This window comes from Curtobacterium sp. AG1037 (assembly GCF_003349855.1).
Lineage (GTDB): Bacteria > Actinomycetota > Actinomycetes > Actinomycetales > Microbacteriaceae > Curtobacterium > Curtobacterium citreum.
Window position 1 is genome coordinate 133761 of sequence record NZ_QQAO01000006.1, and the last position, 19499, is coordinate 153259.

At 73.9% G+C, this 19499-nt stretch carries 23 protein-coding genes; 15 read left to right on the top strand and 8 right to left on the bottom strand.

The features are described from left to right. Positions 1–55: 55 nt before the first annotated feature. Positions 56–334, top strand: a complete 279-nt coding sequence (locus DEU32_RS10830) for a VOC family protein (RefSeq protein ID WP_309473789.1) — start codon at positions 56–58, stop codon at positions 332–334. On the opposite strand, the gene DEU32_RS10835 is transcribed toward DEU32_RS10830, so the two are convergent. After that, complete coding sequence (locus DEU32_RS10835; RefSeq protein ID WP_114850539.1) at positions 315–872, bottom strand: YbaK/EbsC family protein; 558 nt, start codon at positions 870–872, stop codon at positions 315–317. The two genes, DEU32_RS10830 and DEU32_RS10835, sit on opposite strands and share 20 nt — an antisense overlap. 152 nt (positions 873–1024) lie before the next feature. Here DEU32_RS10835 and DEU32_RS10840 point away from each other — a divergent pair, with 152 nt between their 5' ends. Further along, positions 1025–1579: a hypothetical protein gene (locus DEU32_RS10840; protein ID WP_147281450.1), complete on the top strand. Its 555-nt coding sequence runs from the start codon at positions 1025–1027 to the stop codon at positions 1577–1579. A 21-nt stretch (positions 1580–1600) separates the two neighbouring features. On the opposite strand, the gene DEU32_RS10845 is transcribed toward DEU32_RS10840, so the two are convergent. Both DEU32_RS10845 and DEU32_RS10850 read right to left on the bottom strand, forming a co-directional pair. Next, positions 1601–2422 (bottom strand): hypothetical protein, encoded by an 822-nt coding sequence (locus tag DEU32_RS10845; protein ID WP_114850541.1) that lies wholly within the window; start codon positions 2420–2422, stop codon positions 1601–1603. A gap of 50 nt (positions 2423–2472) precedes the next feature. After that, entirely contained in the window at positions 2473–3144 is a 672-nt protein-coding gene (locus DEU32_RS10850; RefSeq protein ID WP_114850542.1) for a DUF2461 domain-containing protein, read from the bottom strand. 62 nt (positions 3145–3206) lie between these two features. Between DEU32_RS10850 and DEU32_RS10855 the strand changes: the two genes are divergently transcribed. The 3 genes from DEU32_RS10855 to DEU32_RS10865 all read left to right on the top strand — a co-directional run bounded on the left by DEU32_RS10855 (position 3207) and on the right by DEU32_RS10865 (position 5249). Next, positions 3207–3857 carry a CatA-like O-acetyltransferase gene (locus DEU32_RS10855; RefSeq protein WP_114850543.1) on the top strand — a complete coding sequence of 217 codons (651 nt, stop codon included), beginning with the start codon at positions 3207–3209 and terminating at the stop codon, positions 3855–3857. A 47-nt stretch (positions 3858–3904) separates the two neighbouring features. Next, a complete protein-coding gene (locus DEU32_RS10860) occupies positions 3905–4378 on the top strand; it encodes a nucleoside deaminase (protein ID WP_114850607.1) in 474 nt (157 codons plus the stop codon). A 139-nt stretch (positions 4379–4517) separates the two neighbouring features. Then, the gene (locus tag DEU32_RS10865; RefSeq protein ID WP_181819264.1) at positions 4518–5249 is read left to right on the top strand and encodes a class I SAM-dependent methyltransferase; all 732 of its coding nucleotides are present in this window, start codon (positions 4518–4520) and stop codon (positions 5247–5249) included. A gap of 21 nt (positions 5250–5270) precedes the next feature. Here the strand turns inward: DEU32_RS10865 and DEU32_RS10870 are convergent, their stop codons facing one another. Both DEU32_RS10870 and DEU32_RS10875 read right to left on the bottom strand, forming a co-directional pair. Further along, positions 5271–6008, bottom strand: coding sequence for a response regulator (locus DEU32_RS10870; protein WP_114850545.1), 738 nt, complete (start codon positions 6006–6008; stop codon positions 5271–5273). Continuing rightward, positions 6005–7309: an ATP-binding protein gene (locus tag DEU32_RS10875; RefSeq protein WP_229666947.1), complete on the bottom strand. Its 1305-nt coding sequence runs from the start codon at positions 7307–7309 to the stop codon at positions 6005–6007. Before DEU32_RS10875 ends, DEU32_RS10870 begins: the two co-directional genes overlap by 4 nt. Before the next feature lie 135 nt (positions 7310–7444). Between DEU32_RS10875 and DEU32_RS10880 the strand changes: the two genes are divergently transcribed. The 5 genes from DEU32_RS10880 to DEU32_RS10900 all read left to right on the top strand — a co-directional run bounded on the left by DEU32_RS10880 (position 7445) and on the right by DEU32_RS10900 (position 12168). Further along, a complete protein-coding gene (locus tag DEU32_RS10880) occupies positions 7445–8494 on the top strand; it encodes a tripartite tricarboxylate transporter substrate binding protein (protein ID WP_114850547.1) in 1050 nt (349 codons plus the stop codon). Further along, complete coding sequence (locus tag DEU32_RS10885; protein WP_114850548.1) at positions 8491–9096, top strand: tripartite tricarboxylate transporter TctB family protein; 606 nt, start codon at positions 8491–8493, stop codon at positions 9094–9096. The genes DEU32_RS10880 and DEU32_RS10885 overlap by 4 nt, the downstream gene beginning before the upstream one ends. 1 nt (position 9097) lies before the next feature. Further along, on the top strand, positions 9098–10618 hold the full coding sequence (locus tag DEU32_RS10890; RefSeq protein ID WP_114850549.1) for a tripartite tricarboxylate transporter permease: 1521 nt from the start codon (positions 9098–9100) through the stop codon (positions 10616–10618). A 90-nt stretch (positions 10619–10708) separates the two neighbouring features. Next, the gene (locus DEU32_RS10895) at positions 10709–11716 is read left to right on the top strand and encodes a LacI family DNA-binding transcriptional regulator (RefSeq protein WP_114850550.1); all 1008 of its coding nucleotides are present in this window, start codon (positions 10709–10711) and stop codon (positions 11714–11716) included. Positions 11717–11778: 62 nt separating this feature from the next. After that, a complete protein-coding gene (locus DEU32_RS10900; RefSeq protein ID WP_258554847.1) occupies positions 11779–12168 on the top strand; it encodes a VOC family protein in 390 nt (129 codons plus the stop codon). A gap of 145 nt (positions 12169–12313) precedes the next feature. Here DEU32_RS10900 and DEU32_RS10905 read toward each other — a convergent pair whose 3' ends face one another. Both DEU32_RS10905 and DEU32_RS10910 read right to left on the bottom strand, forming a co-directional pair. Next, positions 12314–13153, bottom strand: a complete 840-nt coding sequence (locus tag DEU32_RS10905) for a triacylglycerol lipase (RefSeq protein ID WP_258554848.1) — start codon at positions 13151–13153, stop codon at positions 12314–12316. Next, positions 13150–13923 carry an alpha/beta fold hydrolase gene (locus DEU32_RS10910; RefSeq protein ID WP_058743173.1) on the bottom strand — a complete coding sequence of 258 codons (774 nt, stop codon included), beginning with the start codon at positions 13921–13923 and terminating at the stop codon, positions 13150–13152. Before DEU32_RS10910 ends, DEU32_RS10905 begins: the two co-directional genes overlap by 4 nt. An 83-nt stretch (positions 13924–14006) precedes the next feature. Here DEU32_RS10910 and DEU32_RS10915 point away from each other — a divergent pair, with 83 nt between their 5' ends. The 3 genes from DEU32_RS10915 (at position 14007) to DEU32_RS10925 (ending at position 16488) form a co-directional block, all read left to right on the top strand. Continuing rightward, positions 14007–14456, top strand: coding sequence for a hypothetical protein (locus DEU32_RS10915; protein WP_114850551.1), 450 nt, complete (start codon positions 14007–14009; stop codon positions 14454–14456). Positions 14457–14495: 39 nt separating this feature from the next. After that, positions 14496–15044, top strand: coding sequence for a dihydrofolate reductase family protein (locus DEU32_RS10920; RefSeq protein WP_058743175.1), 549 nt, complete (start codon positions 14496–14498; stop codon positions 15042–15044). Between the two features lie 112 nt (positions 15045–15156). After that, positions 15157–16488 (top strand): NAD(P)/FAD-dependent oxidoreductase, encoded by a 1332-nt coding sequence (locus DEU32_RS10925; protein WP_229666944.1) that lies wholly within the window; start codon positions 15157–15159, stop codon positions 16486–16488. A gap of 127 nt (positions 16489–16615) precedes the next feature. On the opposite strand, the gene DEU32_RS10930 is transcribed toward DEU32_RS10925, so the two are convergent. Then, positions 16616–17515, bottom strand: a complete 900-nt coding sequence (locus DEU32_RS10930) for an SDR family oxidoreductase (RefSeq protein ID WP_114850552.1) — start codon at positions 17513–17515, stop codon at positions 16616–16618. A gap of 94 nt (positions 17516–17609) precedes the next feature. Here DEU32_RS10930 and DEU32_RS10935 point away from each other — a divergent pair, with 94 nt between their 5' ends. Continuing rightward, positions 17610–18182, top strand: a complete 573-nt coding sequence (locus DEU32_RS10935; protein WP_114850553.1) for a TetR/AcrR family transcriptional regulator — start codon at positions 17610–17612, stop codon at positions 18180–18182. Positions 18183–18249: 67 nt separating this feature from the next. Continuing rightward, positions 18250–19461 (top strand): acyltransferase, encoded by a 1212-nt coding sequence (locus tag DEU32_RS10940; protein WP_181819265.1) that lies wholly within the window; start codon positions 18250–18252, stop codon positions 19459–19461. The last annotated feature ends 38 nt before the right edge of the window (positions 19462–19499 follow it).

A 19499-nucleotide genomic window follows, 5' to 3' on the forward strand; every position in this document is an offset into this window, starting at 1 on the left:
CTCCGACCCCCGCGTGCTCGCGCGCTTCTAGGCCGAGTTGCTCGGCGGCGAGATCGTGGGCTTCGACGAGGACTGGGCCGAGGTGGCCCTGCCCTTCACCGACCACCGGCCGATCCTGGCGTTCCAGGGGGTCGACGACTACCGCGCGCCGGAGTGGCCCGGGCGGGACGTCCCGCAGCAGGAGCACCTCGACGTGAAGGTCGACGACCTGGACGCCGGTGAGACCGCGGTCCTGGCGATGGGCGCGACCGCCGCGGGGTCGGTCACCGACACGTTCCGCGTGTACACCGACCCCGCCGGCCACCCCTTCTGCCTCATCCGGCCGACGGACTGACCGGCTCGGTGGCGAGCCCCTCGACGACCGTGACGTTCGGCAGGGCTGCCAGGACGACCCCGGGCAGGAACACCTTCGCGCCGCGGAGACCGGCGCCCACGACGACCTCGGGTGCGTCGAGCACCCGCGCGTCCACGTACACCGGCCAGTCGGCGGGGAGCCCGATGGGGGTGATCCCGCCGTACTCCATCCCGGTCAGCTCGACCGCCTGGTCCATCGGCGCGAAGCTCGCCTTGCGCACGTCGAGCAGTCGCTTCACCACGCGGTTGACGTCGAGCTTCGTCGACGCGAGCACGACGCACGCCGCGTACCGGGTCTCGTCCCCGCGCCGGCCCGCCACGACGATGCAGTTCGCGCCGCCGTCGAGCGGGTACCCGTACGCCTCGGAGAACGCGGCCGTGTCCGCGAGCTCGGGGTCGATCGGTGCCGCCTCGATCCGCGCGAGCAGGTCGCTCGGCAGCCCGACGAGGGCCTGGGCGACGGGGATCGCCAGGAACCCGGTGGCGACGAGGGCGGGGGAACGGTCGAGCGTCGGCATGCCCCCACCGTAGGGAGGCCTCCCCCGACGAAGATGGAGCCACGGCAGACGACGCTCGGCTGCCCCGACGAGGACGGAGCGCCACCGACGTGTTCGGACGACTCTTCCGGCGGCGACCGGTGCAGCGAGACCGACCGTCGCCGGCCCTCGCCGTGGAGCGTCGACCGGACCTGCCGCTCTCGACGCCGGGGCCGGAGCCGGTCGGCGTGCCCGAGGTCGTGCGCGCCCTGCTGACGATGCGTGCCCTCGACGTCCTCGGGCACCGGGACCCCGTCCGCACGACGACCCTGGCGGCGCAGGCGGTCGCGCTCGACCTCGGCGGACCGGCGACCGTGGCGTTGGCGGCGCACTACCCGGAGGACGACCCGGGACTCCTCGAGACCGCCCTGGTCGCGTGTCTCGCCGAGCTCGGTTGGCGGACCGCCTCGATGTCGTTCGAGGAAGCCGCTGTCCACGTCACCCGGGGCCGAGCCGCAGAGGTGCTCGTGCACGACACGGACGGGCGCTCGGTCGCCCGGTGGGTGCAGGACCACCTCGCCTGGGACGAGCGCGTGCGCTCCGCGGTCTTCAGCGACTTCGTCGAGCTGAACTGGGAGTACGACGAGTTCGACGAGGGTCTGCAGCGCGACGTCCCGGACGCCCGTCGTGCCGCGGCCGCGTTCCTCGAGAGGACGTCACCGGTGTCGGACCGCTGGCGGCAGCGCTGAGCGACGGTCCCGCCCGGGGTCTCAGCGCTCCAGGCAGATCGTCCTGAGCACCACCGTCGGCCCCGGGCGCGCGTAGGACGACGACGCGAGCCAGTCCGCCCGCGGCTCGTACTGCTCCTCCGAACCGACGGCACTGCGCTCCGCACCGATGCCCTCGGCCTGCCATGCTGCTCGGACCGCCGCCAGGTCGGTCGCGCCGCCCGGCACGGTCGCGGCCCCCTCCGGCAGCAGGTCGGCCCCCGAGGCGTCCTGGAGTTCGGCCGCGATGAACCAGTACTCCCACTCCAGGCCCTCGTGCCGGTTGTCGAGCAGACACGGTTCCGAGTACGCGCCGCCCTTCGGGGAGCCGTCGGACCGGAAGCCTTCGGACCGCCGGGAGCCGAGCAGCTCCACGGTGCGGTCGCCGATCCGGTTCAGCGCGGCCTCGGCGCCGCCCTCGCGGTGCGCGAAGTGCCGTTCGGCCGCGGTCGCCGGCTGCGCGCGGACCCGGGCGTCCTCGGCGACCGTCCCGACCTGCCCGGCGATCCCGAGCGTGTTCAGCGGGACCGCGACGACGAGCACGACGATCGCCGAGATCACCGCGGCGAGTGAGGTCCGCGGCTGCCGCCGGCGCTTCAGGACGTACACGACGATGACCACGACCGGCACCCCGACCGCGAGCAACGTCCCGACGAGCAACCCCGCGAGGCCACCGGCTGGCCCCGGTCGGGTGTCGTCCGCCCCGAACGAGGCCTGCAGCAGCACGCCGAGCTGGACGAGCCAGCTCACGACGAGCAGGACCGGCAGCGCCACGGCGAGCCCGACGGCTCCCGCCCGCCCGACGACCGGATCGTCAGTCCCCACGTGGTCCCCCTCACCCCGGACCCATCCTGACAGGCGCCAGCCCGGAGCGCTCAGGCGCGCTCGTGGATCGACCGCGCGCCCGGCACGGGCGGCGCCGGGTCGTCCGCGGCCTGGGGGTCGACGGCCCGCGCCCACTTCACCGTCCACCGCACGAGCGGCTGCACCCGGTCCCATGCGGCGACGATCGCGTCGAGCGTGCTGTCGAGCGGCAGGTGCACGAGCGCGGCGTAGTGCTGCATCCGGAGCAGGTCGATCCGCGGGTGGTCGGCGTCGAACCCGCGCGGGGCGGTCTTCAGCGGCGGTCCGGCGAGCTCGTACCCGGCGTCGGTCAGGTCGTCGAGCTCCCGCTGCAGGGCGGCGGCGGCCTGCGGGTGCTCGTCGATGATCGTCCGCGCCGCGTGCAGCTGCGCCCGCGACGGCTCGTAGAGGCCGCCACCGACCTGGAGCCCGTCGGCGCCGGCGCTCAGGTACATGCCACCGGCGGTCAGGCCGGTGTCCTCGCGGTACGGCCGCTTGTCCGGCGTGAAGCGCAGGTCGCGGTGCTGGCGGAGCACCCGGCCGGGCCCGTACCGCCGTTCGGCCTCGTGCAACAGCGCGTCCATCGGGTCGCGGACGTGCCGCTCCCAGTCGTCGCGGTGGTCCTCGAACCAGGACTTCTCGTTGTGTGCGGCGAGCCCGCGGAAGAAGGTCGCCAGCGCGGGCGAGAACGGCGTCTCGGTCATCCTCGCAGTGAACCGCGGCCGGGTGCACGCTCGTCGGCAGCCCGGGGTACGAGACTGACCGGATGAGCGAACTCCGACCGATCGACCTCGACACGTGGCCCCGTCGGGAGCACTTCGCGCACTACCGGCGGGAGCCGTGCGCCTGGGAGCTCACCGTCGACGTCGACGTGACGGCGTTCGTCGAGGCTGCCCGGACGGCGGGCGCGAAGACGTACCCGTCGCAGATCTGGGTGCTCGCGACGGTCGTGAACCGCCACGAGGAGTTCCGCATGCAGCTCACCGAGGACGGCCACCCGGCGGTGTGGGACGTGGTGCACCCGACCTTCACGGTGTTCCACCCCGACACCGAGACCTTCTCGGTGCTCGTGGTCGAGTACGACCCGGACGCCCGGACGTTCCACGACGCCGTGGTCGCGACGACGGCGCGGTACCGCGACGACCACCGGATGTTCCCGCAGGGCTCGGAGCGCACCGACACGTTCGACGTCTCGACGCTCCCCCGCACGTCCTTCACGGGCTTCGCACTGCACCTCACCGGCGCCGAGGACCACCTGGCGCCCGTGATCACGCTCGGGCGGTACCGGCAGGTGGACGGACGGACGGTCATGCCCCTGGCGCTCCGGATCAACCACGCGGCGGTCGATGGCTTCCACGCCTCACGCTTCGTCACCGAGGTCGAGGAGCTCTTCGCTGACCCGAGCTGGATCGCCTGACCGACCCGTCCCCCGGTCGCACACCCGTCGGGAGCACCGTGGTCGGCATGAACGACGACGACCTCACCGCCCTGGCGGTCTCCCGTGCCCTCGACAACGTCCAGGACGGCGGCAAGCCGTTCGCCTGCCTGATCGTCCGGGACGGCGAGGTCGTCGTCGAGGCGGTGAACCACGTCGCGCAGACCGGCGACCCCACGGCGCACGCCGAGATCCGCGCGATCCGGGCGGCCGCGGAGCAGGGGATCACCGACCTGACCGGGTACGAGGTCTTCGTCACGGCGTCGCCCTGCCCGATGTGCCTCGGCGCGCTCTACTACGCGCAGCCGGACCGCGTCGTCTTCGCCGCGACCCGTGAGCAGGAGGGCGAGCACTACGAGGACGGCAACCGCCTGATGACGCTCGCCACGTTCTACGACGAGTACGCGAAGCCCGTGGAGGACCGCACCCTGCGGATGGAGCAGGGCCGGATCGACGACCCGACGGCCCCGTTCCGCGAGTGGACCGCCCGCCACCCGGCCTGAGCCCGGCGCACCCACCACCGGACGGGAGGATCGTGGCGGGGCCCGCCACGATCCTCCCGTCCGTCGCCACGCACCTGCGTGAGCCGGTCCTGTGGCGTCTCGCATCGACGGCGGCGGCCGCACGGACCAGGCTGGGTCCGTGACCGACGACCGCTTCGCCCGCTCCTTCGGATCCGCCGTCGACGCCTACGAGCGCGGCCGCCCGGGGTACCCGGACGCCGTCGCGGCGGCCCTGGTACCGGACGGGACGTCGCTGGTGGTCGACGTCGGCGCGGGGACCGGGAAGTTCACGCGGTCCCTGCTCGGCCGCGCGCGCGAGGTCGTGGCGGTCGAACCGGACCCGGCCATGCGCGCCCGGCTGGCCGACCTGCTGCCGACGGTCCGCGCGCTCGACGGCACCGGCGAGGCGGTCCCGCTGCCGGACGGCGCCGCGGACGTCGTGACGTTCGCGCAGTCCTGGCACTGGGTCGACCGGGCGGCGGGCGCTGCCGAGGCCTGGCGGGTGCTGCGACCGGGCGGCACGCTCGGGCTCGTCTGGAACGTCCGCGACGAGACGCGGCCGTGGGCCGCCCGGGTCGGCGCGATCGTCGCGCAGCCGGAGGCGCGCACGGGGCAGCAGGTGCAGCCGCTCGTCGGGCCGCCCTTCGACGCGGGCGCGCACGAGACCGTGCGGTGGACGCACGAGCAGGAGCGCGGGGCGTTCCTGGACGCGATCGCCTCGCGGAGCTACGTGATCCTCCTGCCGGAGGACGAGCGGCGGGCGGTGCTCGACGCCGTCCGCCGGGTGGTCGACGAGGACCCGGAGACGGCGGGGCGTCCGACGATCCCCGTCGACTACGTCGCGCACGTGCACCGGTACGTCCGGTCCTGAGGACCCTGCTCCGTCGTCGTCTCAGGGCGCCGGGGTCAGGCGGTAGAGCACCTGGGGGCGACCGCGGCGACCGTACCGGTGCGCGAGGTCGATCGCGCCCGTCGCGACGAGGTGGTCGAGGTAGCGCCGAGCGGTGGCGCGCGACGTCCCCGTCGTCGCCGCGACCTCGTCCGCCGAGCGGCCCACCACCGGGTCGAGTGCCGCGACGATCCGTTCGAGCGTGGTGGGGCTGACGCCCTTCGGCAGGCCGTCCTGCGCGGCGTGCGTCGCGCCGTGGGCCGGCCCAGCCACGCGGACCGAACCGGTCGTGAGCAGCCGGTCGACGTCACCCTGCCCCATCGGTACGTCGCGCTGCGCGGTGTCGCGCGACCGACGCTCCGCGGCGTACGCGTGCAGTCGGTCCTGCAGCGCCTGGCGGTCGAACGGCTTGAGCAGGTAGCCGACGGGGTGCGCCGCGAGTGCCTGCCGGACGGTGACCTGGTCGCGGGACGAACTGACGACGAGCACGTCGGTCCGGTCGACGCCGGCGACGTGCATGCGGTGCAGCACCTCGATCCCGCTGATGTCGGGCAGCCGCATGTCCAGGAGCACGAGGTCGACCCCGCGGTCCAAGGAGGCCAGGGCGGCACCGCCGGAGGCGACCGCGCCGACGACCGTGAAGCCCTCGGTCGCGGCGACCCACCGGGTGTGCAGCGCGCGGGCACCGGCGTCGTCGTCGACCACGAGCACGCGCAGCGGCGGGGCTCCGGACGCGGTCACGACCCCGCCGCCATCTCGACGTCGAGACGGGCCCCGCCGAGCGCCGCCGAACGGCCGACGACCACCGATCCGTCCCGGTCGGTGGCCGTGCGGCGGACGACCGCCAGCCCGATGCCGCGGCCGAGGCCGGTCTCGTCGGACTTCGACGACCACCCGCGGGACAGCACACGGTGGGCGTCGGCCGGGTCGATGCCCGGTCCGTCGTCCTCGACCGTGACCGTGACGCGGCCGTCCCGTGCGCCGACGGTGGCGACGACCGTGCCCGCACCGGCCTCGGCGGCGTTCCGGCAGAGGTTGGTCAGGACGAGCAGCACGGCGTCGTCGAGCACGACGTCCTCGGCGACCCGCAGGTCGAGCGTGGCGCCGGCCACGGCGAGCTCGGAGCGCACCGCGGCGACGGAGGCCGTCGCGACCGCACCACGGCGCGGCGAACCGGCGCCGCCGCCGCTCGTCAGCCCGGGTGCCACGGCGTCGATGTAGGCCATCGCGTCCTCGTCGTCCCCCTGCTCGACGAGCCCGCGGACCACGTGCAGTCGCGTGCCGAACTCGTGGGCCTGCTCGCGCAGCGCCTCGGTCGTCCACCGCACCTGCCGGCTCTCCGCGTCGACCGCGTCCGCCCGGCGCAGCCGACGGGCGATGACGAGCGACAGCAGCACGCTCGCCAGGGTCGCCGCGACCAGGGCGCCGGTGCTCCACGGCAGCAGGGTGCCGAGAGCGCGTTCCCGGTCGGCCGCGATGGTCGACTCGAGCACGCCGACCGCCACGGCGCCGACGACCTCGCCGTCCGCGGCGACGACCGGCACCTTCGCGCGCAGGGTCTCGCCGGACGGGCCGGTCTCGGTGCCGACGAACTCCGCACCCCGGAGCACGGGCGCGATGGTCGTCTCGACGGGCTGGCCACGTTCCGCGGGGTCCGGGTGGGTGATGCGCACGCCCTCGTCGTCGGTGACCACGACGTACGAGACGCCGGACGCGCCCTCGACGAGCGTCGCGATCGGCTGGAGCGCCGCGGTCGCCGGGGCGAGGTCCTCGGCGTCAGCGAGCGCGCCGGGAGCGCCCTGGTCGACGACCGACGCCACCGCGTCCCGCACCTCGGGCAGGTCGGCCAGGCTCGAGGCGACGCCCGAGACCTGCTCGACGACGGACGTGCGGATGCTGCGCTCCTGCACCACCGCGGCGACCCCGGTCGTGACGCCCGTCGCCGCGAGCACGATCACGCTCGGCAGCGCGAGCACCGCGGTGCGCCGCAGGCGTCCGGAACGAGCGGCGCGCCGCAGCCGCCCGGAACGTGCCCTGGTCACCGTGGCGTCCCCCTTCGGCCGCGACGCCGTGAGCGTCAATGAGCACAACTCCGCCGCCGGGTGCTCGTCCGGTCGGCGGCTGCCATCGTACTTCTCGACCTGCGGCACGACGACGTGCGCAGGAGGGAGCCATCCATGACAGAGCAGTCAGTGTCCAGGGAGTCGGGGCCCGGGCAGTCGGTACCGTCGACGCCGGCCGGGCCTCGTGCACCTCGTCCCGTCGCCCGCGTGGTCGGGGCCGCCGTCGCGGCGGTGTCCATCGCGGTCGCCGCGTTCGGGTCGGTGACGTCGGCGGCGGCCGGCGGCGACCCCACCCGGTCCGTCACGCTCGTCGCCCCTGCGGCGGCCGGCGGCGGCTGGGACGGCGTCGCACGGTCGATGCAGCAGGCGCAGCGCGCGAACGGCATCGTGAACTCGGTCCAGGTCGTGAACATGCCGGGCGCCGGTGGCACCATCGCACTCGGCAACGTGGCGCGGCTGTCGGGGCAGACGGACACGCTGCTCATCGGCGGCACCGGACTCCTCGCCGCCGAGATCCAGTTCGGCTCCGCGGTCACCCACGACGACGTCACGCCGCTCGCGGTCACCGTCGAGGAGTACGACGTCATCGTCGTCCCCGCCGACTCGCCGTACGAGACGCTCGACGACCTCGTCGCCGCGTGGCGCGAGCGGCCCGGCTCGGTGCCGTGGACGGGCGGCGGCTCGTTCGACCAGCTGGTCGTCACCGACCTCGCCGTGTCGGCCGGGATCGATCCGAAGCAGACGAACTACATCCCGTCGGACGGCGGCGGCGAGGCCATCCAGGCGCTGCTGAACGGCACGGCCGCCGCGGCCTCCGGAGGCTACCCGGACAACATCGACCAGATCGAGTCCGGCCGCCTGCGGGCACTCGCGCTCGTCGCCGCGGAACCGGTCGACGGCATCGACATCCCCACGGCCGTCGAGCAGGGACACGACGTGACGCTGACGAACTGGCGCGAGGTCGCGGCACCCGGCGGGCTCGACGACGAGCAACGGGCGCAGCTCACCGACATCGTGCTGGACACGCTCGACACCCCCGAGTGGGCCGATGCCGTCGAGCGCTACCACTGGACCGAGCGGATCATCACCGGCGACGAGCTCGACGCGTTCATCGACGCCGAACGCGAGCGCATCACCGCACTGTACGAGGAGCTGGGCCGATGACCCGTCCGAGCAACCCCACGTCGTCCTCCGCGGTCGTCGGGCAGCGGCTCACGCTGCGGGCCGACCCCGGCCGTGTCGCCGCGGTCGCCAAGGAGCTGACCACCCCGGCGCTCTTCACCGCCTTCGCGGTCTACCTCGTCGTCGGCATCGTCACGATGGAGGTCCCCGCGGGCACCGCGTTCCCCGGGCCGGCGGTCTTCCCCGGGCTCGTCGCCGCCGCACTCCTGCTGCTCGCCGCCCTGCTCGTCGTCCGGTCCGTCCGGGCCGCACGCGGGCGACGGGCCGGAGGGGAGCCGACCGTCGCCACCGACGTCGACTCCGACCCAGCGGGTCCCTCGGTCGAGGAACGCTCCGTCCGCGTCGACTGGCGTTCCCTGGCCTGGGTCGTGCTGTCCTTCGCCGGGTTCGCGCTGCTGCTCGGCGTGCTCGGGTGGATCGTCGGCGCCGGGCTGCTGTTCCTCGGTGTCGCGAAGGGGCTCGGCGCCCCCGGGTGGCTGCGGCCGCTCGTCGTCGGACTGACGGTGAGCGCGATCAGCTACATCGCCTTCGACATGCTGCTCGACCTGTCGCTGCCCTCGGGCATCGTCGGATGGGAGTTCTGACGTGGACGTGCTCGGTCTGCTCGGGGACGGCTTCGCCGGTGCCCTGACCCCCGCCAACCTGCTCTGGGTCGTCGTCGGGTGCCTGCTCGGCACCGCCGTCGGCGTGCTCCCCGGCCTCGGTTCCTCGATGGCGGTCGCGCTGCTGCTGCCGGTGACGTTCTCCCTCGACCCGACGGCGGCGTTCATCATGTTCGCCGGCGTCTACTTCGGCGGCCTGTTCGGCGACTCCACCATGGGCATCCTGATGAACACGCCGGGCCAGGCCTCGGCGATCGCGTCGACGTTCGAGGGCCACAAGATGGCGCTCAACGGACGCGCTGCCCAGGCGCTGGCGACGGCGGCGATCGGCGCGTTCGTCGGCGGGATGATCGCGTCCGTGCTGGTGGTCTTCCTCGCACCGGCGCTGGCGTCCTTCTCGTCGAGCTTCGGACCCGCCGAGTTCTTCGCCCTCGCGCTGTTCGCGTTCGTCACGACGTCGTCGGTCGTCACCGACGACGCGCTGAAGGGCCTCGGGTCGCTGTGCCTCGGCCTCGGCATCGCCGTGATCGGCGTCGACGGCATCTCCGGCGCACCGCGCTTCACGATGGGCGTCCCGGAGCTGTTCGACGGCATCTCGCTCGTCACGGTGACGGTCGCGGTGCTCGCACTCGGCGAGGTCATCTACGTCGCGTGCCTCGCCCGGCACCTGAAGGACGGTCGGATGGTGCAGGCCACCGGGCGTCCGTGGCTGTCGAAGCGGGAGCTGCGCGAGGCGGCACCCGCCTGGCTCCGCGGCACCGCGATCGGGTTGCCCTTCGGCGTCGTGCCCGCGGGTGGGTCCGAGATCCCGACCTTCCTGGCGTTCGGGCTCGAGAAGCGACTCGACGCCCGCCGGAAGGACCCGCAGTTCGGCCGCGGGGCGATCCGCGGTCTGGCCGCGCCGGAGGCAGCGGGCAACTCGACGACCGGCATGGCGATGGGCGCGCTGCTGTCGCTCGGCCTGCCGGTGTCGGCCACGGCGGCGATCATGCTCGCCGCCTTCCGCCAGTACGGCCTGCAGCCGGGACCGCTGCTGTTCGACCGCTCCCCCGACCTGGTCTGGGCGCTGCTCGCGTCGTTCTTCATCGCGATGGTGGTGCTGCTCGTCATCAACCTGCCGTTCGCGATGCTGTGGGCGAAGCTGCTGCGCATCCCGCGGGCGTACCTGTACGCGGGCATCGCGGTCTTCTGCGGGCTCGGCATCTACGCGACGAGCGGCTCGGTGTTCGACCTGCTCATGCTGCTCGGCATCGGGCTCGTCGGCTTCCTGATGCGGGCGCTCAACATCCCCCTCGCGCCGCTCATCATCGGCATGGTGCTCGGTCCGCTCGCCGAGACGAGCCTGCGGGACGCGGCGCTGAGCGCGGACGGGGACTTCTCGGTGCTGGTGGCCGGGCCGATCCCGATCGTGCTGTACGCCGTGCTGGCGGTCGTGGTCGCGGCCACCGTGACCAGCCGCATCCGGGCGCGACGCGCTGCGCGGCGCGAGCTGGTCGACGCGTAGTCAGGTCGTCGGTCGTCCGGTCCGGGGCCCGTCCCCGCGACCGGACCTCCGGGCCACCAGACGTCCGGAGGTCCGCGCTACGCTCGTCGGATGCGCGCGACCGTGCGGGACGTGGCGGCCATGGCCGGGGTGTCGCCGAAGACCGTCTCCAACGTCATCAACGGTGGCGTCGCGGTGCGCCCGGCGACCCGGGAGCGCGTCGAGCGAGCCCTCGCCGAGCTCGACTACGTCCCGAACCTGTCCGCCCGGGGGCTGCGCAACGGACGGTCCGGGGCGATCGCGCTGACGCTGCCCGAGCTCGGGAACGCCTACTCCGCCGAGCTCGCCCAGTGGTTCGTCGAGCTGGCGCGCGAGCGCGGCTGGACGGTGCAGCTCGACCAGACCGGCAACGACCCGGACCGCGAGCGCGAACTGGTCTCGCGGGCCCGCGCGCACCTGGTGGACGGGCTCGTGCTCAACCCGGTGTCCCTCAGCGCGAGCGTGCTCGCCGAGACCGAGGGGCTGCCGCCGACCGTGGTGATCGGCGAGGTCGAGCCGGAGCACGTCGACCAGGTGCACGTCGACAGCCGGCTCGCCGCACGCGAGGTCACGACCCACCTGCTCGACCGCGGGCACCGGCGGATCGCCGTCGTCGGGGCAGCGCGCCCGACGGACGCCACCGCCACGAGCGAGCTCCGTGACCAGGGCCACGCGGACGCGCTCGGCAGTGCCGGCCTCGTGGTCGACCCCGCGCTGCGCGTGCCGCTGCCGGCGTGGACGACGAGTGCGGCGGCGACGGCGTTCGCCGCGTGGCTGGACACGAACCCGCTGCCGGACGCGGTGTTCGCCTACACGGACTCCATCGCCTTCGGCGTGCTGCACGTGCTCGCGGCGCGGGGCGTCCGGGTCCCGGAGCAGGTGAGCGTCGTCGGGTTCGACGACGTCGACGCGGCGGCCTACGCGATCCCCGCGCTGACCACCGTGTCGTTCGACCGTCGGGCCTTCGCGACCGCTGCGCTCGACCTCCTCACCCGGCGGATCGCGGACCCGGCTGCGGCGCCGGAGACGGTCGTGGTGCCGCACCGGATCGTCGAGCGCGCGAGCGTCCGGGAACGCTGACCGGGCGCACCGACCGGGCGCGCTGGACGAGTGGTGCGACGGCCGGGGGTACCGTCCGCGCCATGAGTGCCGACGATCCCGCGATGCCCGTCCTGACCGCGACCGTGCTGCAGTCCCCGGAGCCGGTCGCCCTCGCCCGCTTCTACGGTGCGATGACCGGGTGGACCGTGCACGAGGACGGTCCGACGTGGCTCCGGGTCCGCCCGGCCGACGGCGGTACCGGCCTGTCGGTGCAGTACGACGACGCCTACGTCCCGCCGGTGTGGCCGCCCGAGTCCGGACGCCAGGGCATGCAGCTGCACCTCGACTTCCAGGTGGAGGACCTGCCCGCGGCGACAGCCCGTGCCCTCGAGCTCGGGGCGACCGAGCACGCGTTCCAGCCCCAGGACGACGTCCGGGTGCTCCTCGACCCGGACGGCCACCCGTTCTGCCTGTTCCTGCCGGGCGCCTGACCCGCCGAGCCGGGCCGCCCGCCCGACCGGGCCGACGCGCCGGGCGCGCCACGTGCCTCCAGGCCGGATCGCGCCGCGACGGCGGACCGCAGCGAGTCTCGGCTCCGCGGACGAGACTCGGGCCGCCGATGCACGGATCTGTCCGTCAGGCCGAGTCTCGGGCCTGCCCCGGCCCCGCGGCGGCGGCCAGCACCGCCTCGCGCGTCTGCCGCGCGGCCAGGATCCGGAAGTGCCCGCCCACCGGGACGCGTACGTTCGTCGCACCCGCGAGCTCGCTCCCTGCCGGGATGAGCGTGTCGAAGACCCCCCAGACCGACGTGATCCGCGCATTCACCGCGAGGTCCCGCCCGAGCGCCGCGAGCACCGGGTCCGCGGCACGGAACACCCGCAGGTGCCGCACCGGCGCGAGCCGCGCGTAGGCCGACCCGGCGAACGGCGTCGACACGGCGACCATCCGGTCGATGCGGTCCCCCTCGGGCAGGGTCATCGCGTACTTCCCGATCAGCCCGCCCTTGCTGTGCGCCACGACGAGGACGTCGCGCAGGTCCTCCGCCTCGAGGTACGCGAGCACCTCGCGCGCGGACTCCGGCACCGGTCGGATGTTGTGCCGCAGCACGGGCAGCACGTGGACGGGGTGCCCGGCGTCGTGCAGCGCGTCCATCAGGGGACGCATGAAGTGCCAGGTCTCGTAGACGCCCGGCACGACGACGACCGGCTGGCCCTCGCCGGTCCGGTAGTCCTCGGCGGTCGTCGGGCCGGCACTCCGCAGCTGCCACCGCGCCGCGTACCACCAGTCGAGGACGGCCCACCACGCGCGCCGCAGCACCGGCACGCGGTCCACCGGCAGACGGCCTGGAGGCACGGCTCGCGTCGGTCCCGCCGCCGCGGCCGAGCGGGCGGTCTGGCCGGCGGGCGTGGTCCGGTCGGCGGGCGTGGTCCGGTCCGTGGGCGTGGTCCGGTCCGTGGGCGTGGTCCGGTCCGTCACCGTGCGTCCTCCAGGGTCTGCACGCGGCGGAACTCCTCGACGAGTCGTCCGAACGCCTCCGGGTGCCGCTCCTGCACGTGGTGCCCGCCGGGCAGCTCGACGAGCGCCCCGCGCGGGGCCGCCTGCGCGAGGGACTCCGACCACTCCCGCCGCGCGATCGGGTCGCGGTCGCCGCGCACGACGAGCACGGGTTGGGTGAGCCGGGGCAGCACGTCCTCGAGCCGGTGCCGGAGCATCGGGCCGAGTTCGCGGACGTACTGCCGGATGCTCCGCAGGTAGTCGGTCGTGACGACGGCGTTCATGCGCGGGGTCTCGACGACGGTGTCCCGCGTCAGGTCGAGCGCCTGCCGGAGCAGGGTGCGCCGGGACCGGTCGCACACGGGGCCGACCAGGACGACGGCCCGGACGACGTCGGGGTGGCGGAGCGCGGCCTCCGCGACGACCTGCGTCCCCATCGACTGCCCGATCGCGACGACGGTCTCCGCGCCGCCGTCCCGGACCGCCGCGACCACGAGGTCCGCGAGCTCCTCGACCTGCAGCCGGCGTCCGGCCGGCGGGAGGCCGCCGAACCCCGGCAGGTCGACGGCGACCGTGCGGTGGGTCCGAGCGAGGACCCGCTGCGTGCGGGCGAAGGACCGGTGCGACATCCCGATGCCGTGGACCAGGACGACGGTCGGGGCCAGGGAGTCGTGCAGACGACCGGCCGGCGCCAGGGTCCGGAGGCGCACGCGGAGGTCCCCGACCTGGAACGACCCGACCCGTGCGCGCACGACCCGAACCTACCCGCGGGTTCGCAGCGCCGGGTCAGGGTCGTCATCGGTTCCTCTTGGCCGAGCAGAGTGCACTGGCGCGCATGAGCGACCACTCCCCGAACACCGCACCGAGCCACGCGCCCGTCCCGCCGCACGGCTGGGGCGCGGCGCCCGCCGCCGGTCCGACCACCACGCTCGACGGGCCGCCCGCCGCAACCGGCCAGCCCTCGTGGGCCGCGGCCCCGGTCGGTCCCGCCGCCTGGACCGGACAGCCGTCGGGGACCGCGGGGCGCACGCGTCCGAAGCCGCCGTGGTTCTGGCCCGTGGTGGCCGTGGTGGTCGGGCTCGGAGCCCTGCTCGCGGGCAGTGGCGTCGGGTACGCCGTCGGCCATGCCATCGGCGCGTCGCACTCGAGCTCCGTGACCGTCCCGGGTGGCGGGCGCGGCGGGTTCCCCGGGCAGGACGGGCAGAGCGGGCAGGACGGGCAGAGCGGTCAGGGCGGACAGCTGCCCGGTGGCGTGCAGGGCGGCGGGAGCGGCACGGGGAGTTGACCCTCGACGCAGGACGCCCCGGCCCCTAGGCTCCGGGGCATGCGCAAGGTCACCTCGGGGCTCTTCACGTCGGTCGACGGCGTCGTGCAGGACCCGTACACGTTCCAGTACGACTCCTTCGACGCGGAGCTCGGCACGGCGATGACGGCGTGGATGGACCGCACCGACACGGTCCTGCTCGGCAAGCAGAGCTACCTCGAGTGGTCCGAGTGGTGGCCGTCGCACGCCGACGACCCGTTCGGCCGCTGGATCAACCCGATCGAGAAGCACGTCGCCTCGACCACGCTCGGCCCGGACCTGACGTGGGAGAACGCGCACCTGATCCAGGGTGACGTCGACGCGTTCGTGCGCGAGCTCAAGGCCGGGGACGGCGGCGACGTCGCGGTCACGGGGAGCGTCACGCTCGTGCGGCACCTGCTGTTCGCGGGGCTGCTCGACGAGCTGCAGCTCATGACGCACCCGGCGATCGCGGGCGCCGGCCGGAAGCTGTTCGAGCCGACCGATCCGCCCACGCGGCTGCGCCTGGTGCAGAGCGTCGTGACGAGCAAGGGCAACGTGCTGAGCACGTACGCGCCGTTCGAGGCCTGACGCAGGCCGCGCCTGACGCAGGCCGCAGGGCCGCAGGGCCGGCGGGACCGCTCCATCGGCACGGTGACGGGCGGGTGGACGGACACGGCTCCCGATCGGCGTACCCTTCTGGGTGGCCGTCGACCGCACCACCCTGGAGATCAGCATGTCCGAGGACACCCGCCCGCACGTCGTCATCGTCGGCGGAGGCTTCGCCGGCATCGCGGCGATGCGTGAACTCGCGGACGCACCGGTCCGGGTGACCCTGGTCGACCGCCACGTCTACAACATGTTCCAGCCGCTCATGTACCAGGTGGCGACGGGCGGCCTCAACGCCGGCGACGTGACGTACTTCCTGCGGAGCCTGCGCGCGAAGCAGTCGAACGCCGACTTCCGCCACGGGCTGCTCACCGGCATCGACGCCGAGCACCGCGTCGCCGAGATGTCCGACGGCGAGCACCTGCACTACGACTGGCTCATCCTGGCGAACGGCGTCAACACGAGCTACTTCGGCACCCCCGGCGCGTACGAGTACGCGTACTCGATGTACTCCCGCTCGCAGGCGCTGCGGATCCGCGACGAGCTGTTCACCCGGCTCGAGGAGGCCGCGGCGAACCAGGGCCCCGACGAGATCCGCGTGGTCATCGTCGGCGGCGGTGCGACGGGCGTCGAGATGGCCGGTGCCCTCGCGGAGCTCCGCGACCAGGCCCTCGAGGGCGCGTACCCCGAGCTCGACGAGGGCGCGATCACGATCACGCTCGTGCACCGCAGCGGCGAACTCCTCAAGCCGTTCGCCCCGCGCCTGCGCCGGTACGCGGCCAAGGTCCTGCGGAAGCGCGGCGTCGTGCTGCGGCTGAACACCGGGGTCGCCGAGGTCAAGCCCGACGGCGTCGTCACGGCCGACGGCGAGTTCATCCCTGCGTCCCAGGTGATCTGGGCGACCGGGGTCGCGGCCCACAAGGAGGTATCGGGCTGGGGTCTGCCGCAGACCCACGGCGGGCGGATCCAGGTGAACGACGACCTCAGCGTGAAGGGCGTCGAGCGGATCTTCTCCGCCGGCGACATCGCCGCCCAGGACGACGCCCTCGCCCAGCTCGCCCAGCCGGCGCTGCAGGGTGGCCGGCACGTCGCCCGGCAGGTCGTCCGCCTGCTCGAGGGCAAGCAGACCGAGCACTTCAAGTACTTCGACAAGGGCACCATGGCGACGATCGGCACGAACGCCGCGGTCGCCCAGCTCCGCGGTGGCATCACGATGGTCGGCCCCGTCGCGTGGGCCGCCTGGGTGGCCGTGCACATCGCGTCGCTGCTCGGCAACGGCAACCGGCTGTCGACCCTGTCGCACTTCTTCGTCCGCTACCTGTGGTTCATGCGGAAGCGGTCCATCCCGATCGTCGGCGACGTCCGTCCGGTGCGCCCGAACGGGGACCGCGAGCCCGAGCCCTGGCAGATGCAGAAGGCCGAGTAGCCTCGACCCGTGGCGGGTGCCCGGCCGAGTCTCGGCCTGGGCGACGAGTCTCGGGCGCGCGGGTACGAGACTCGTCGCTGGGCCCGAGACTCGGCGCCCGCACCCGGGCGCCGGGCCCGCGAGCGGGTCAGCGCGCGACGTGCGCGTACGCCCCGGCGGCGATGTCCTCGAGCAGGGTCGGCCCGGTCGGGGTCCAGCCGAAGCGCTCCCGCGTGGCGTCGGCCGTCGCGGACATCTCGAGCGCGAAGAACCGCCCGATGAACCCGAAGTGCTCGGCGTCCGCGGGGTCGATGCTCGTCACCGGGAGCCCGAGGGCGTCGCCGATCGCCTGCGCGATGTCCCGGGTCGGGACACCCGTCTCGGCGACGGCGTGCAACCGCGTTCCAGCCGGGGCGCCCTCGAGCCCGAGGCGCACGAGCCGCGCGGCGTCGTCCACGTGCACGGCGGCCCACCGGTTCGTGCCCTCCCCCAGGTAGCCGGACACCCCGGTCCGGACGGCTGCGGCGACGATCGCGGCGATGAACCCGTGGTCGCCGACGCCGTGCGTGGTCGGGCTGAAGCGCGCGCTGACAGCCCGGACACCGTCCGCCGTGAAGTCGAACGCGCGGTTCTCGCTGCCGCCGCGCATGCTGTCCGGGCCGACGAACGGCGAGGGGTCCTGCTCGGTGGCCGGTCGGCCCGGGGCCAGGCCGGCCACCCCCGAGGCGACCACGAGCGGACGGTCGGAACCGGCCAGGGCGCTCCCGAGCGTCTCGACCGCGGCACGCTCGCTCGCGTTCGTGGCAGCCGGGTTGCCCCAGTCGTGCTTGTTGGCGAGGTGCAGGACGCCCTCGGCGCCCTCCGCCCCGCGGCGCAGGGCGTCGAGGTCGTCCAGGTCGCCGCGCAGGACGGCGGCACCGCGGGACTCGAGAGCGGCGGCGGACGCATCGGACCGGGCGAGCCCGGTGACGGTGTGCCCGGTGGCGAGGAGCTCGTCGACGGTGTGGGAGCCGATCCAGCCGGAGGCTCCGGTGACGAACACGTGCATGAGTGCTTCCCTTCACAGGGTCCGTGGCGCGATGTCACGGACTGACATCAGCGTAGCACTCGATGTCAGCCGCTGTCATCAGTAGACTGCGGCCATGGCTCGTTGGCAACCCGGCACCCGCGAACGCCTGCAGTCCACCGCGCTCCGGCTCTTCGCCGAGCAGGGCTACGACGAGACGACCGTCGCGCAGATCGCCACGGCCGCCGACGTCACCGAGCGCACCTTCTTCCGGCACTTCGCGGACAAGCCCGAGGTCCTGTTCGCCGGCCAGACCGACTTCACGGCGATGTTCACCACCCCGGTCGAGCAGGCCCCGGACGGCACTCCCGCGTTCGACCTGGTCCGGCGGGCGCTCGACTCGGCCGCAGACTTCTTCCCCGAGGACCGTCGCTCGTGGTCCCGGTCGCGGCAGGCCGTGATCGACGCCGTCCCCGCCCTCGAGGAGCGCGAACTCGGCAAGCTCGCGAACCTGAAGGTCCGTCTGGGCGACACCCTGCGGGCGCACGGGATCGACGAGCCCCTCGCCACGATCGCCGCCGAGACGGCGGTCACCGTGTTCCACCTGGCGTTCGCGCAGTGGATCGCCGAACCCGAGGACCGCGACTTCCGGACCCTGGTCGAGGAGCGGCTCGCAGCGCTGACCGCGCTCGTGCACCCCGATCACTGAGGGTCCTCTTACCTGGGTGGAGCACGCTGGTCGTCACCCGGAAGACCGATCCTCGCAGGGAGGACCCGTGACGACGAACACGCTCGCCCCCGAGCGCTCCAGCACGACCCGCCGCGCCACCGCGGTCGGTCGAGGGATCGGTGCTGCCCGGACGACGCCACCACCGCCCCTGACGAACCGGGCTCCGGCACTCGACGGCCTCCGCACGATCGCGATCCTCGCGGTGATCCTGTACCACCTGCACGTCCCGCAGTTCGAGGGCGGCTTCATCGGCGTCACCGTGTTCTTCGCCCTGTCCGGGTTCCTCATCACGACGCTGCTGCTCGGCGAGCACCGGAAGACCGGCCGCATCCGCCTCGGCTCGTTCTGGTGGAAGCGCCTGCTCCGGCTGTACCCGGCACTCCTCGCCCTCGTGGCGGTCGGACTGCTGCTGTGGAACTGGGTCGGCGACTACAAGGGCGCGTCGTTCGGTCCGGGCGAGGCCGCGTTCATCGCCCTCACCTACACGGGCAACCTGTTCCGCTCGTTCTGGGACACCACGCAGGGCGTCTTCGCGCACACGTGGAGCCTGTCCATGGAGGAGCAGTTCTACCTGGTGTGGCCGCCCGTGCTCGTGCTGCTCTTCATGGTGCGCGCTCGACGTCGGTGGCTGATGGCCGGCCTCGGTGCGGTCATCGTGGGCTGCTCGATCGCCGCCGGACTCGTCTACCAGACACCCAACGGCGGGTCGACGCCGGACGTGTACTTCTCCCCCGTGCTCGGCGTCGTGCCGCTCGCGACGGGCTGCCTGCTCGCCCTGCTCCTCGACGACGCGCGCGTCCGCACGTGGGCGGCCGGGGTCGCCGGGCACGTCGCGAGCTGGGCGGGCCTGGCGCTCCTCGTCGGCATCCTGCTCTGGATCGGCGACGACTGGACGCAGCACGCGTGGACCTTCGGCGTCGTCCTGCCCCTGACCGGGGTCGTGTCGTCGGTGCTCATCGCCGGGCTCGTCTCGGTCCGGTCACCGCTCTCCGCCGCGCTCGCCTGGACACCGGTGTCGTGGTTCGGCCGCCGCGTCTCGTACTCGGCGTACCTCTGGCACCCGCTCGTGATCGCCCTGCTCGACCCCTTCGCGATCGGGCCGTGGGGCACGGTGTGGCTCATCGCCGTCGCGCTGCTCGTGGCCGTCGGCGCCGCCTACGCGGTCGAGGTCCCGGTCGAGAAGGCCCGCAAGCGCGTCCGCGAAGCACGGTCCCTCGTCGCCGCCGACCGGGCCGAGCGCGCGAGCGTCACGAACTGACCGCTGCGTGGCTGGCAGCCACCGGACCGCCCCTCCGT